At 39.1% G+C, this 15,257-nt stretch carries 10 protein-coding genes; 5 read left to right on the top strand and 5 right to left on the bottom strand.

The genetic code is table 11. The features are described from left to right. Entirely contained in the window at positions 1-1,299 is a 1,299-nt protein-coding gene (gene hmgA / locus CWC16_RS01625) for a homogentisate 1,2-dioxygenase (protein ID WP_138540233.1), read from the bottom strand. 462 nt (positions 1,300-1,761) lie between these two features. Here hmgA and CWC16_RS01620 point away from each other — a divergent pair, with 462 nt between their 5' ends. Continuing rightward, positions 1,762-2,187 carry a MarR family winged helix-turn-helix transcriptional regulator gene (locus CWC16_RS01620; protein ID WP_138540232.1) on the top strand — a complete coding sequence of 142 codons (426 nt, stop codon included), beginning with the start codon at positions 1,762-1,764 and terminating at the stop codon, positions 2,185-2,187. Between the two features lie 101 nt (positions 2,188-2,288). Here CWC16_RS01620 and CWC16_RS01615 read toward each other — a convergent pair whose 3' ends face one another. Continuing rightward, the gene (locus CWC16_RS01615) at positions 2,289-5,432 is read right to left on the bottom strand and encodes a TonB-dependent receptor (RefSeq protein WP_138540231.1); all 3,144 of its coding nucleotides are present in this window, start codon (positions 5,430-5,432) and stop codon (positions 2,289-2,291) included. Positions 5,433-5,758: 326 nt separating this feature from the next. Then, positions 5,759-6,604: a S1/P1 nuclease gene (locus CWC16_RS01610; RefSeq protein WP_138540386.1), complete on the bottom strand. Its 846-nt coding sequence runs from the start codon at positions 6,602-6,604 to the stop codon at positions 5,759-5,761. A 233-nt stretch (positions 6,605-6,837) separates the two neighbouring features. Between CWC16_RS01610 and CWC16_RS01605 the strand changes: the two genes are divergently transcribed. Together CWC16_RS01605 and CWC16_RS01600 are read left to right on the top strand one after the other, a co-directional pair. After that, positions 6,838-7,719 (top strand): type 2 periplasmic-binding domain-containing protein, encoded by an 882-nt coding sequence (locus CWC16_RS01605; RefSeq protein ID WP_138540230.1) that lies wholly within the window; start codon positions 6,838-6,840, stop codon positions 7,717-7,719. Next, positions 7,712-8,656, top strand: coding sequence for a hypothetical protein (locus CWC16_RS01600; protein ID WP_171037611.1), 945 nt, complete (start codon positions 7,712-7,714; stop codon positions 8,654-8,656). Before CWC16_RS01605 ends, CWC16_RS01600 begins: the two co-directional genes overlap by 8 nt. A 28-nt stretch (positions 8,657-8,684) precedes the next feature. On the opposite strand, the gene ushA is transcribed toward CWC16_RS01600, so the two are convergent. Then, complete coding sequence (ushA, locus tag CWC16_RS01595; protein WP_138540228.1) at positions 8,685-10,307, bottom strand: bifunctional UDP-sugar hydrolase/5'-nucleotidase UshA; 1,623 nt, start codon at positions 10,305-10,307, stop codon at positions 8,685-8,687. Between the two features lie 607 nt (positions 10,308-10,914). Between ushA and CWC16_RS01585 the strand changes: the two genes are divergently transcribed. Further along, positions 10,915-11,673 carry a peptidylprolyl isomerase gene (locus CWC16_RS01585; protein WP_138540227.1) on the top strand — a complete coding sequence of 253 codons (759 nt, stop codon included), beginning with the start codon at positions 10,915-10,917 and terminating at the stop codon, positions 11,671-11,673. A gap of 47 nt (positions 11,674-11,720) precedes the next feature. On the opposite strand, the gene CWC16_RS01580 is transcribed toward CWC16_RS01585, so the two are convergent. Beyond that, entirely contained in the window at positions 11,721-12,140 is a 420-nt protein-coding gene (locus tag CWC16_RS01580) for an MAPEG family protein (RefSeq protein WP_138540226.1), read from the bottom strand. A gap of 168 nt (positions 12,141-12,308) precedes the next feature. On the opposite strand from CWC16_RS01580, the gene CWC16_RS01575 reads away from it, so the two are divergent. Further along, a complete protein-coding gene (locus tag CWC16_RS01575) occupies positions 12,309-15,200 on the top strand; it encodes an insulinase family protein (RefSeq protein WP_138540225.1) in 2,892 nt (963 codons plus the stop codon). Positions 15,201-15,257: the final 57 nt, after the last annotated feature.

Here is a 15,257-nt window from a genome sequence, read left to right as displayed (position 1 = left end):
TTATTCCTCGCCTGTAAAGTGTTTAGTGATACTACGCCAGCATTGAGTGTAATTAGATTGACGTTCTTTTCCTTCAAGGGCATATTTCGTGGGCGATATTATGTAACGAGACTCAAACATAAAGGCCAGTGTGTTCTCGTATTTTTGTGGTGTGAGCTCAGCATTAGATGCTTTTTCGAATACCTCGGCTTCAGGCCCATGTGGGGACATACAATTATGCAAACTAGCGCCTCCTGGTACAAACCCGTGCTCTTTTGCATCGTAAACTCCTTCTATTAAGCCCATGAACTCACTCATAATATTGCGATGATAATAAGGAGGCCTAAATGTATTCTCTGCTACCATCCAACGAGGTGGAAAGATTACAAAATCCACATTTGCCATGCCCTCAGTGGCTGAGGGAGAGGTAAGTACAGTAAATATTGAAGGATCTGGGTGATCAAAACTTACAGTGTTAATAACATTAAAGCGGGCTAAATCGTATTTGTACGGGGCGCTGTTACCAGTCCATGCAACCACATCAAAAGGCGAATGAGTGACCGGGCAGCTAAAGAGATTACCATTAAATTTAGTCACTAATTCAAAGTCACCTTCTTTATCTTCAAATGACGCAACAGGGTATTTAAAGTCTCTGTCGTTCGCGTAGCCATTTGCACCAACGGGGCCGCGCTCGGCAAGCTCAAATGCATGGCCATAGTTTTCACAAATGTACCCACGTGCGGTTTCATCAATTAAATCAACCGAGAATTTAATCCCGCGAGGAATGACGGCAATTTCCCCCGGTTTTACGGTCAGCTTTCCGCACTCAGTGTGTAATAACAATTCGCCATGCTGAGGCACAAACAACATCTCACCATCGGCATTACAAAAGTAGCGCCCTTGCATAGAAATATTAGCCACATAAACATGAATACCAATACCCGATTGACCATTGGCATTGCCATTTGCAGCTATTGTAATTAACCCATCAATAAAATCAGTAGGCTTTGAGGGAATATCAATCGGGCTCCAGCGCATCATCGTAGGGGGCGTAATTGCTTCAGTTATAGGTGCTGTTCTGATTAGTGCATTATCTATTGCAGTATAGTCACCTTGTACCACCGATGGACGAAGGCGGTACAGCCACGTACGACGATTAGCGGCACGCGGCGCTGTAAAGGCTGTGCTGCTAAATTGCTCGGTGTATAAATTATATTTAACTTTTTGTGGGGTAAATTGCCCAACAGGCAGTGCGCCGGGAAGCGCTTCGGTTTCAAACTCATTGCCAAAACCGCTCATGTAGTTTATTTCGCTGGCCATAATATGATCCTGTAAGAGTGACAGTGTTTTATCTTTCTAGGGCTGTTTATCTTTCGAGGTTGAATTTACAGCAGTCTGTTTAGTAATTAGGCAAGGCAGAGCCTATGCAGTGTGGTTGTTCACCATGAATAGGCGATAACGTAGCATAAATGCCAAACAGGCGCTGCCCGAAGGGTTCTGCCTAGGGGTCATTTACTCTTTGTTGCTCGGTTTTTACTTATTCTTACATGGATGTAAGTCATTAGAATAACGCAGGAGCAGTTATCGAGCCCACTAGGTTACAAACCTTGCGCCATGATTAAATGGCCCCTAGATTGAACAAATTTCAATCCTGAAAGGTCAACAGGCCCTAATTAGTTTAAAGTACTCTCATGTGAGAGTAATTTCAAATGAGCACAGGTTTTAGCCTGTAAATTAAAATGCACAGTTTTCATGGTGTGTAAATATGATGAGAAAGCAATAATGGAAATAGATTTAGAGCACTTTTTGCCCTATCAGTTAAACCAAATGGCAAATCACATAAGCGATGATTTTGCGCGTGTTTATCAGCAAAAATACGACTTAACGATTCCTCAATGGCGGGTGTTGGCAAACTTGGCGCAATATGGCAAAAGTAATGCTAAAGATTTATGTACACAAGCCAATATGGACAAGTCAACGGTTTCGCGAGCTATTAAATCATTGCTACAAAGAGGGTATATACAAGCTGAATTAAATCAGCAAGATAAGCGAGTAACTCAGGTTATGTTAAATGAGCAGGGCAATGCAATTTACAAGCTGATAGCGCATGATGCACAAAACTGGGAAGCGCAATTAGCTAAAAAATTTACCAAGCAACAACAAACGCAATTGCTTAATTTACTAAAAGAGCTTAAAGGGGCTTTATAATCCCAACCCTTAAATTCGATCAGTTAATCAGGTGGATTGGTATAAAAAAAGCCCATCAGTTGATGGGCTTTAATAAACATTTAGTCTTTACACTAATAAGATTAGAAGGTGTAACGTACACCTACACGCATTTGCCATAAAGACGCATCAGTTTGTACTGATGTATTTGCATTGTTTTCGTTAAAGCCAGAGTATACGTAACGGCCTTGCTCATCAATTGATGTTGAAATCATGCTAGCGCCAACGAAAGGACCTTTTTTAAGTACGCCCCAATCATCGTTTAATAGGTTAGTTAAGTTATCAATTACGAAGAACGCTTCCCCTTTATGTCCATCCATAAAGCCTGGTAATTCTTGAGTAACTTTAAAGTTAAATTTAACAAACCAATCTGAGTTTTCAGCATTACGGCCAGTGATTTCACCGCGCTCTAAACCGTTAGACGCGATAAAGTCGTTAAACGCGTTAATTTCATCAGCGCTCATGTCGTAAACAACGTTAGGATCGTTTTCAAGTGGTACGTAAAGTAATTGACGATCGCCGTTCCAGTTAGCATCGCCCCATACATTTTCGTCGCTACCATCAAATGTGTAGCTGTATGGTAAGCCTTTGTATGCTTCACCGTATAGGTTAAAGCGAGTAGCAAAACCATCAACAAACTCATGCGTGTAGCCAAGCGTCATAGTAAAACGATGTGGGATTTCGTAATCTGATGATGCAACACCAGGGTTACCAGGATCCGTTAGCGCAATATTACCGTAGTTTGAGCCCGCAACAGAGCTTGTCATTGGGTTAACATCATCTGAATCTGTGTACGCGTAACCAAAGTTAACGCTTACGCCATTGTCAAACATTTTGCTTACAGCTAATGAAATAACCGATGAATCACCGCTATCACCACTTACATTTGTAAGAAGGTATTCACCATCACGGCCTTCGATTGACTCGTAAATAGGACGACCATCAAATGTAGTTTCGCCCGAATCCTGAAGTGCGATGTCGCGCATTAAGGCAGCATCTTTCTTCTTAGAGTATAAGTAATCAAGTGAAATTACATACTCGTTTTCAGTTGTGTATGTTGCACCAATTGAGTATTTCCACTCCGAAGGGATTTCAAAGTCTGGGTCAACTGCATTTACTGTAGCATCACCTGAGCCAATTACAGTGTTAGCAACTTCATCAAACATTTCTTGTGGTACTTCAAAACCTGGCGTGCCACCATTTACGTTTGGCGTGTTGAATAAATCAACCGAGCTGCGGAATGTACCGATGTTTGTAATACCATCGTTAGAGTAAGAGTTAGATAACCAAACATTTGGGTTACCACCAGAGAATAAGCCAACACCAGCACGAACTTCTAACTCGTCTGTTGCATACCACTGGAAGCCAACGCGTGGTTGAAGTAAATCAATACCATCAAACGTGCTTTGGTTACTAAAACCATAGCGGTCAGTATAGTTTTGGTTAAAGTTTGGTACGTCATCACTTGTGTATTTGTCGTAACGTAAACCAAACGTGATGTTTGCATCTAGGTCTGTAAATGCGTATTCATCTTGAACATAAAACGTATGCTGAGCGTATGAGAAGCTTGCAGCCGCATCGTTAGGATCATTAGTACCGGCAGCATTGTTGTAGTAAACAGCGTTTGCGATACCTTGTTCAAAGTAGTCAATACCAGTTAAGCCAGCATCATCATTGTTATAAAAACGGTATTCGCCTTCAGTATGTTGTACGAATAAGTTAAATACGTCTAACTCTTCAAACTCATAACCAGCGGTAATAGTGTGTTGGTCAAGGTAGTAAGTACCTGCTACTTTAAATGTAGTGGTATCATAGTCTAAATCGTTAGATTGACGAGAGTCATCTGGGCCAATGTAAACTGTACCACCGTTATCAGTACTAATTTGCATTTCACCAAAGCTGCTAGCAGCATCAAGTGATTGTACCGTTGCGTCTAATTCTGATTTACCAATGCGAACTTCAGTTGAAAAATCATCTGACCAATCTGAGTAAACTGAAGCAATGATTGAAGTAAATTCTGCACTTTGGTCGTAAAAGTGGTTTGATAGTGAAACACGGCTAGAGCCAGTGTCTGATTGTGAAACCGTATTACCATCGTTGTAGTTGTAGATTAAGTTTGCACGGTGATCTTCGTTGATGTTCCAATCTAATTTAACTAAGATTTTTTCATCTTCAACAGGCATACTTGAAGGCATACCGCCTACGTCATAGCCATATACAGTTTGAGCAATGTTTGTAATACGAGCAATATCATCTGCAGTTACACTGCCGCTGCTTAAACCGTCGTAGTTAAACTGTTGCACACCTTCAAGCTTTTCGTATGAAGTGAATAAAAATAGTTTATCTTCGATTAATGGTAAGCCAACGTTAAAGCCGTAACGTTTTTCGGTGTAGTTACCGTTATCAACGTCTTCGCCTTCGATTTTATCGCCTTTTAATGAATCGCTTGTGTAATCATAGAAGATGCCACCGTGAACTTCATTTCCACCTGACTTAGTTACCGCATTGATGTTACACGAAGTAAAGCCACCGTACTGTACGTCAAATGGTGCTAGCTCAGCTGAAACCTGTTCAATTGAATCAAAAGAGAAAGGTGCACGAATAGTTGGGTACCCGTTAGAGCTTAAACCAAAGTTATCGTTCATACGAACGCCATCAAGCGTTAAGCTGTTATAACGAGGGTTACCACCACCACAGTTAATTGAACCACGGCTATCGTCAATTGTGATACGCGGGTCAATACGAATGATATCTTTTAAATCACGGTTAATAGCAGGCGTGTTTTCAAGATCAGTTAATGTAAATGTAGATGCTGGACCAGTTCCACCAGACATAGAGCTGATAGGCGCGCCAGTAACTACAATTTGCTCCATGCTTGATTGTGGCTCAAGTGAAGCATTTACTGGGTAATCGTTACCGATATTAAGGATAATGTTATTGAATTCTTGATCAGCATAGACATCAGAATCAACAATTACCTTGTACGGGCCACCAACACGAAGGCCTTTAGCAGTAAAGTAACCCGCATCATTCGCTTCAGTTGTTTTAACTGAACCAGACGGTACGTGTAAAATTGTAATTTTAGTACCTGGAGCAGGGTTACCATTTGGACCAGTAATTTGCCCTTTAATCGCAGAGGTGGTTTCGTTGGCGAATGCAGCGCCACTTACACTAACACATGCAGCGATAGCAAGTGAGAGTGCTGTTTTTTGAAGTTTAGTCTTCATTTTCATTTCCCGTGAAAGTTATAATTAAATTGTTATTTTAAGTCGTATAACCCCAGCGTTTTCCACTAAGGGTATACTCTTGTAATATGCAAAATTAATTTGCACAATTTATACTTGTATACTTAACTAAATATGGATTAATTACTTATTGTTATGTTACCGACATTATATGACAGTATTATGAAATGTAACTTATATAACTCCCTCTATAGTTAATTACACTTTGTAATCAATGCATCTCCAGCTTTATTATTTTAGCTATACTCTAAACCGTGTATAAACATAAATTAATTCCCGTGTGTAGGTTTTTATTTATAGGTTGATTGTTATTTTATCGTTATTTTTAAGTTTTTATTATCTTCTGATGAATCAAATAAGTAGTTTAATACACCCGCAAGTCTAATGCCTGCTTTTTGTAAACGCTGCTTAACAAGTGGATTGTATTTGAAAACATAACTATAGCTCACTTCATCATCGGTAGAATTATAAATTTCTTCAGCCAATTTGTGAGACTCCATCAGCCACGTAGTAGGGCTGCTGTTTAAGTATATTTTAATGAGTGATGCATCGTTTGTATCTATAAACTTAGCGTATTCAGTATAAGCTAAATTCTCATTTTCTATTAATCCAGTGTCCCAAAGGCTATGCAAATTGGTCTCGTTATCAAAAAAATCGACCTTAATTAAATTGCCGCCTCTATCTTCACTTCGCCCAGCATGAAATGGTTGATGGCTGTCGCCAACCAAGTGAACTAAAAACTTTAAAGCAAACTGTTTTTCTTGAAGTGAAGTAGTCGATGTCTGGAGTGTATTAATAGAGAAGTAGATACCTTCTAGAATGTTTGTAACATCGTCTTTGCTGCGTGTGTGTGCGTGATTTAGGGAAAGCGTTTTATTTTTGGGCAGATTTATGTAGTGCCAGCGTGAAGATTTTTTACGCCAAAATAGCTCAGGGTTAGATCGCATTTCATCAGCCCAAGTCGCTATTTTAGCTAATGATTGTCCTTCCAAAAGTGGTGCTAAATTGTGAACGGCTTGGTTGGTTAAGTGTTGCTCAGCAATATAACCAACGATACGGTGGCCATTTTGGCCCCATGCATACGATTTACTTGTTGTAAAAACAGCACTAATTATTAACGTTGTTGCTACGAGAGTAGCAATTTTAATGCGCATTAATGTCTTCTGCATTTATTTTTATTCACCTATTAGCTGGTATGGGTATTGTGATTGTTTTTACTTAATATAGGAAGGAGTCAAGAGTATTCATTATTTCTTATTCATAACCTTTTAATTTCAGTTAGTTATGTTACATGGGTAAAATTACCTATTGTAATAAGTAAGAAATATTGTTCAAATATAGCCTTTGCATTGTTAGGTACACCTTATTGGTGGGGTTTATAAAGGTCATGTTACATAAACTGTCGTTTGTTACACTTTTGTTTCTGGTTATGGTTGCTGCGTGGTCTGTAGGAAAGGTAAGCGTAAACAGTGACGAAATTACTTTTCCAGAATTAATAAAAACGTCAACACAATGTTATACCACGGCAAGTGAGAACAAAAATCAGCTCATTGTATTTACGCCCTCGCAAAGTGTTGCAGAGCGACTTACTGAGTCGCTTTGTGTTGATTCAGTAGTAACTAAGCAATATGGTTCTGTTAAAGGTTATTGGGGCGATAGCACAACTGAAAGCTTTGACTTTGTGGGTAAAGGGATAGCGGATCTGGTACTTGCAAAAAATAATATAATGAACGCTTTTAATGCTGAGCTTACCTACAACTACCAAGCCGTTGTGGGCTTTTCTGATTATACAGCGTACTTTATTTCCTCAAAGGAAAAACCTCGTTTAACAAAACAGTACTTTTTAGATAAGCGCATAGGCTTGTTGGATTACCCTACAAGCCGCTCTGGTCATATATTACCCAAAAAAGTGTTTAAAGATTTAAATATAAACCAAAGCAACTTAGACATTACTTATGCAAGTTCACACAGCGAGCTTCGTGATTTATTAGCTAATGGGCAGGTAGATATTATTGCATCTTTTTGGAAAGAGAGTGACGCCGAGCGTTTTTCAAAAAATTATATAACGCCCTTAAGTAACAAAATTTCAGGTTCACGTTGGTATTTAAAAATGCAGCAAAATAATACTGACCTATTATGCGCTGTGCAGCGTCATATTCTTGATATGTCTAAAGAACAAACGTTAAGTTATTACAAAGAAGCACAATCATACTGGGATTGCAGCTCAGAACACGTAACAGCAAAAGATGAGAGCATTAAAAATGGATAAGTATAAATATGTTGTTTTTGGCTGTGCTGTTTTTTTTATTAATTGCTTTGTATTCTACGTCTCTGTCATTAGCGAGCAGAATCACGTCATTAAACACCAGGTTATCGAAACGGAAAAACAAGTAGCCCTTGACTTGCCGTTAATTGCGCTTTCTAACGCTCTTTTAAAGCACTCGGGTAATCAGCATGCAGTGCAAGACTATTTAATAAAGCTTAACGATTATTTAGGCAACAACTTACGTTTAGTTAAAATTGTACCAAAGTCTGCAAAGCCTTTAGTTTTAAAACCAAATCAATTTGTAAGAACACTTAAGTCGAGTACCACGCATGTCTCTTTAGTATTCGAGAAAAACGCACAATTTTGGTCAGAAACTCGGTTTTTGATTTGTTTGTTATTCTTAGTCTTGAGTGTTTTGTTCAGTAAATGGTTAAAATCTATTACACAGATGCCTGCTGAGGTAAAAAGTACGCCACAAAACGCCAATACAGAGGTAAGTACGCCTAAAGAGCTTGTACTGATTATTGATTTAAACACTAAAACGCTCAGCAATAATTACTTACCAGAAAATACGGTGTGTTTAGCAAACAAGCCGCTATGCTTTTATTTAGCCTTGATAGAGTTTTGCAGAGATAACCGTGATGTTGTGCTAAATCAAAATAAATATGTGCCAGATGAGCTTATAGAGTTGGCTAATAAGTACTTTTACAGGTTGATTGAGCTTGGGCACACTATACGCAAGCGCCCAAATTTTAATAGCAGTTTAGAAAAAACATTAAGCGAGATACGTGCAGCTTTAGATGAGGTATTATCAGAGCACCCTGATATGAAAGATATTTACTATCCGCCTAAAGCCTATGGCGAAGGTTCGAGGTCTCGATTACATAGCTATGCGTTAATAAATATTGCAAAGGGAAATATCGAAATAAAAGGAAAGTAGCTAGCTACTTTCCTTTTTAAAAACTTTTTTATTTAGGTGCAAACTCCGCAGCTTTAAGTGGGGTATGTTGCATGATAAACGTTTTAAGTGCCTGTGCATCGGTCTCGTCTGTGCTCACAAAGCCTTTAAGTTTATTTATTGCAGGGTAACCATCACCACCTGATGCGTTATAACTATTCAAACTCATTCGATAGGTTTTATTTTTATCAAGCGGTTTACCGTTAATAAATACACTGACTAATTTGCCATTTTTACGAGTGAATGCCAATTTGTGATATTGCAAATAGGCCCCCGCATCAACAGGGAAGCCAGTGACTGTCTCTAAGTAATCCCATAGATCATTTCCTTGCCAGTCCATATAGGTAATGCGATTTTTAAACGGGTGCACTTTTAAAATATCTTTATAGCTAATATCACCGGCTTCAATTGAACTTCTGATCCCGCCACCACTAATAAGGCCGAAATCGGCACCGACTACATTCATTTGTGCTTGAATGATCACGCGTGCTAAGTTGGTTTGTTGGTAACGTACTTTGTTTCTATCGCCCTGTAAGCGCGCATCAACACTGCCAATTTTTCCAGCAATTTGTTTTGCGCCTTTGGCTTGGTACGTAGCCAAAAAAGCCTTTAAAGTAGGATCAGGCTCAATGTATTCATTTGCTAATACTTGTTTACTTGATCCATCGGCTTGAACTTCATCTACATATAAATTAACTGGCATTAATTTGTAATCTAGTAAGGTCAGCGTGCCATTTTCTAGCTTGAACTCCGCTTTACCTACATATTTACCCCATTCATGCGCTTGCATAATCCATGTGCCGTTTTGCTGATCAGGCTTACATGCAAGTCCAGGTTTAAAATTGTCGTCATTTTTATTTTTTCCAGCCATACAAACAGGCTCTTGCGAATGACCGCCAATAATCATATCTAAAGTATTTGTAGGTAGAGAGCGCGCAAGCGTCACATCACCTGGCGCATTAATACCAAAGTTTGCATCTACATAATGGCCCATGTGTGTCACTGCAATCATAATATCGGGTTTATATTGCGCCTTAATTTTTTTAGCAAGGGATGCGGTGACCTCAGCAGGGTTTTTAAATTCTAAATGCCCAATATATTGAGGGTTAGCTATTTTAGCTGTGTCTGTGGTAGTAAGCCCAATAACCGCGATTTTTAAGCCATTTTTTTCGAAAATTTGATAAGCTTGAAAAGCGTTTTCTCCGGTTGCTTTATCAAAAATATTTGCAGACAGTAATGGAAAGTTAGCCCATTGTTGCTGCTTACTTAAAACGCTAAGCGGGTTGTCAAATTCATGGTTACCAATAGCCATAGCATCGTATCCCAGTAATGACATACCCTTAAAATCAGGCTCAGCATGCTGCAAGTCTGACTCAGGTATACCGGTGTTTATATCACCCCCTGATAGCAGTAGAACTGCATGGCCTTGCTGTTGTGCTTTGTTGCGTAAAGCGTCAATTAACGTTTTACGCGCTGCCATACCGTACTCGCCTTTTTCGTTATGCCAAAAGCGCCCATGATTATCGTTAGTATGTAATACAGTAATATACTGTGGGGAAGGGGCTGTGTTTAAAGGCGCGCTTGTACAACCTATGACAGATAAAATAACTGAAAATAAAATAATTATACGCATGAAATACCCGTTTATTATGCTGTGCTTAATTTATTAGGCGGTTAGTTTAAACTAATTTTACGATAAATAACGTACTTATTTTATCCTTTTTTATTTGCAGCTAATAAAAGTAATATTAAATTATTAATAACTTTTTATTTAGCAAATAAAGTGAGTGTTATTTAAAATAATATGTAATGAAATGTAACTAAAGCGGTGCTATTTGTAGTTGCGCTCCATTAATGCTCTAGCATGGCGTATAGTGTTGTCTAGGGCGTGTTGATCTTTGATGGTTGAATTTGCAGCAGTATGTTTGGTTTTTAGGCAAGGCAGAGCCTATGAAGTGTGGTTATTCCCCATAAATAGGTGATAACGCAGCATAAATGCCAAACATGCGCTGCCCTTTGGGTTCTGCCTAGGGGTGATAAACTCTTTGTTGCCTACATGGATGTAGGTAAGGGGCGTGAGCAGGATGCGGAAGCTTTGCTCGATTTTTACTTAGCCCACTAGGTTACAAACCTCGCGCCGCGATTAGATCGCCCCTAGATTGAACAAATTTCAATCCGCAAAGGTCTACACGCCCTAGTATTAACACTTACTTTAAATAACAATAACAAAAGGACTCATAATGAAAAAGTGTCTGATTGGCTCGCTACTTGCGTTTTCGTGCTTTACTAGCCAAGCCACAATTGTTGAAATGCAAACCTCGCACGGTGTAATAGAAATTAACTTGTTTGATCAACAAGCCCCCAATACGGTTGCTAACTTTTTAAGTTATATTGAAGATGACGCATATAACCAAACTGTTATACACCGCTCAGTCAGCGACTTTGTAATACAAGGCGGTGGCTTTACTTTCACCGACGAATTAGTGCCAATAACCACTAAACCTGCTGTTGTTAATGAGCCTGTTTTATCTAATGTGAAGGGCACAATCGCGATGGCTAAATTAGCCAACGATGAAAACAGCGCAACGAGCCAGTGGTTTTTTAATATGGTTGATAATAGCGAAGCGCTTGATACTCAAAATGGCGGTTTTACAGTATTTGGACAAATTACAGCGCAAAGCCAAGCGACGCTCGATAATATTACAGGGTTGGTACACTGTGGTGATATTCCGTTAGTTGATATAACCAGTGAACAATGCTCAAGTAGCGATGTCGCTTTGAGCAGCGCTAACTTTGTCACTATTAATAGTGTGGTGGTATTAGATGACGACCCGCTTTCATCTGCCAGCTTGAACCCAACAGCTAATACATTAATAAGCCAAGAGGATTCACCTTCTGAGGCTGGTTCGTCAAGTAGCTCGGGTGGGAGTATGGGGGTTGGCTTTTGCTTAATTGCACTGCTTGGTGTGGGTAAACGCTTAAATCGCGCCAAATACTAACTATTTGTTAAACAATAAATAAAAAGCGGCTAATAAAGCCGCTTTTACTAAAATGCTAAAATTCGCCAAACAATCGCAAGCCATAATGCAAACACGCTGGCGCAGCCAAGTAAAAAAACATTAAAGCGCATTCTTATATTGTTACTGCCAATATGAATAACCGTATGCACAATACGCGAAATAACAAATAAGCATGCAAGCGCGGTTATTAAGTAGCTGGCGCTGTTAAGTTGCAGTGCAACAATACACCCGATATAAAAAAGCACAGGTATTTCAAACTGATTAGTAAAGTTTCTATCGGCTACGCGTACGGTATCGCCTGCGTTATCAAGGCGCATGGTTTTAAAATCACTCAACTGTAATTGTCTGTTTTTTGCAGCCGCAAAGCGTCGTTTGCCCATAATTACCATTACAATTAGCGATAACGTTACTTGTGCAAACATGGCGAGTATTATTATTTTTTCCATCCTATTTCCTTCGTTATTATTTTACTGACTTTAAGTATGCAGGTGTTTTTCACAATGTGTTACATAAATTAGTATTATTTTGTGGTAAACCCTTAATTGTTAGTGTTAATTTAGTCCTGTTGTGTTGTTTTTAGCGCATCCTAAGCGCAATTTTAATGGAAAAACAAAATGAAAAAAATTCTTGGTTTTAGCGCCATCGCTTTAGCAGTTTTAAGTGGCTGTACAAATACATCATCTACCTCACCGGTTGCTAGTTCTTCGCAAAACACCTTACTCTCAGACACATTAGTTGTAAGCCCAAATGACACGCGTGAATATAAAACTCTGAAGCTTGAAAACGAAATAGAAGTCATTTTAGTCTCTGATCCAAGCGCTGAAAAATCGGCAGCATCGCTAAGTGTAGGTGTAGGTTTACTGCACGACCCTATGATGCAGCAAGGTATGGCACATTACTTAGAGCATATGCTTTTTTTAGGCACAGAGCGCTACCCAGATACCAAAGGCTACTCTGACTTTATGACTAAAAATGGCGGGGTAAATAATGCGTATACCTGGCTCGATATTACCAACTACATGTTTAAAATTAATAACGACGCTTTTGACGAAGCGTTAGACCGTTTTGCTGATTTTTTTAAAGCCCCTAAGCTTTACCCAGAGTATGCAGATAAAGAAAAAAACGCTGTAAATGCCGAGTGGTCTATGCGCCGAGAAATGGACTTTTTTGGCCAGTTTAAACTTGCCCGTAAAATGATGGGGGATCACCCAGCTAATCGTTTTTTAATTGGTAATCTAGAAACGTTAGGAGACAAAGAAGGTAGCAAATTACACAAAGAAACAGTCGATTTTTACAATAAATACTATTCATCTAACATTATGAAAGTGGCGCTTATCTCAAACTTGCCAATTGAGCAAATGGAGCAAAAAGCGAGAACTTATTTTGCCGATATTGAAAATAAACACATTGAAAAACCATCTGTTACCGCAGAGCTTGATTTTGATAAAGCCGGTGGCAAAAAAGTATATTACTCACCTAATGAAGACGTAAAACAACTGCAACTTGAGTTTACTATTAATAACAACAGCAGCGATTTTGCGGTTAAACCTAACCATTATGTCAGTTATTTATTAAGTAATGAAATGCCAGGTAGCCCTGCACAATTACTACGCGACAAAGGCTGGGTATCGCAATTAACAGCATCTCCTTCTCCTAGTCAGTACGGCAATTACGGCGCGCTTACTATTTCGCTAGAATTAACCGATGAAGGCATGAAAAACCGCGAAACAATTGTCGCAACTATTATGCAATACATTGAACTGATTAAAAAAGAAGGTGTAGATGCTAAGTACTTTAATGAAATTCGTACATCACTTAGCAATCAATTTAAGTTTTTAGAAAAAGGCGATGAGTTTAGCTATGTCAGCGCGCTTACAGGCAGCATGCAAGATTACCCATTAAATCATGCCATTGATGCGCCTTATTATTATGCCAAATTTGACGCAGAGGCAATAAACGCAGTACTTAAACAATTAAATCCCGATACGCTGCGCGTATGGTATATTTCGCAACAAGAAGAAACCGACTCGCAACTGCATTTTTATGACGGTAAATACCGCATTGAAGATATTAGCGATGCCGAAATTGCCAGTTGGAAAACATCAAGCGAGTTTAAGCTTGCTTTACCCAGTGTAAATAACTTACTACCAGAAAGCTTTGCCATTAAAACAGCTGAGTTTAAAGAGCAAAAACACCCTGAATTGGCTTACGATAAAAACGGCGTAAAAGTATGGCGTCAAGCAAGCCAAAAATTTGCAGCTCAGCCGAAGGGGCTGGTTGAGGTATATATTAATACTCAACCTGGCTTAAACGATATTAAGGCTGAAGTACTATACGCAGTATGGGCTGACTTATATAACATGCAACAAAGCCAACTAAGTACCGAAGCGGCCATTGCCGGCATGAGTATAAACCTTGCGCCAAGTAACGGTTTAGTTTTATCAATGAGTGGCTTTACCGATAAGCAAGATGTACTTTTAAAACAAGCGCTAAGCGGGTTAAAAGCCGAGGTAACGGCACAAGCATTTAACCAAGCAATTGATCGCTACAAACGTGGCTTGTTAAATCAGCAAAAGCAATTTCCGTATGCACAAGCATTTGGCGCTTACTCTAAACTTATCCGCACAGGCAGCTTTGATACAGAGGCACTGATAAAAGCGGCAGAAGCGTTAAGCGTTGCCGATTTAAACAAGCTAAAAACAGCCACGTTTGCCACCAATGATTTACGTGTATTTAGCTACGGTAATTACAATCAACAAGATATAGAATCGATAGCCAATGAATTAAGTGCCACTCTACCAAGCAATCATACATCGAGTGAGTTTGCGCGCAGTAAAGCATGGTTACCGCAGCCAGGCGAAACATGGGTACTTCAAAAAGACATTGATGTAGCTGATGTAGCTGTTGTAGATATGAGCGTACACCCAATAGCCGGCTATAAACAAAAAGCACAAGCTGCAGTACTACAAAGTCACTTTAGAACGGTTGCGTTTGACAAAATGCGTACCGAAGAGCAGCTTGCATATGCAGTAGGTGCGTTGGCTCGCCCAATAGAGGATTACTCGGCAATTGGCTTGTTCATACAAACGCCGGTTAAAGGGCCAAAAGAAATTCAGGCACGTTTTGATCAATTCAAAAAAGAGTACGCGGTAGAGCTTGATAATATGAGTTTAGATACCTTTACCCAACTTAAAAACGCTACGCTTGTATCTCTCAAAGAGCAACCTAAAAACTTAAGCGATGAGATGGGGCCTCTCATTACTGATTGGTACCGCGAAAACTTTAATTTTGACTCTAAACAAAAACTAATTGATGAAGTCGAAAAAGTAACGCTTGAAGATATTAAACAGTATTACAAACAAACTATGTTAAACCCGCAAGCTGCACGTTTAAATGTTCAACTACGTGGTACTAAGTTTATAGAAAGCGACTTTGCAGATTTACCAAATCAAACGAAAATTAAATCGCTGGAAACCTATTACAAAGGTATAAAATTACAAAAATAATTTTGTATAGATTATTTATTTAACGCAAAACCCAGTGCAAATATGTACTGGGTTTTT

This window comes from Pseudoalteromonas sp. S3776, assembly GCF_005886915.1.
In the GTDB taxonomy this organism is placed as follows: Bacteria; Pseudomonadota; Gammaproteobacteria; order Enterobacterales; family Alteromonadaceae; genus Pseudoalteromonas.
The sequence above is the reverse complement of the archived record's forward strand: the minus strand, read 5'-3'. Positions and strand labels throughout refer to the sequence as shown.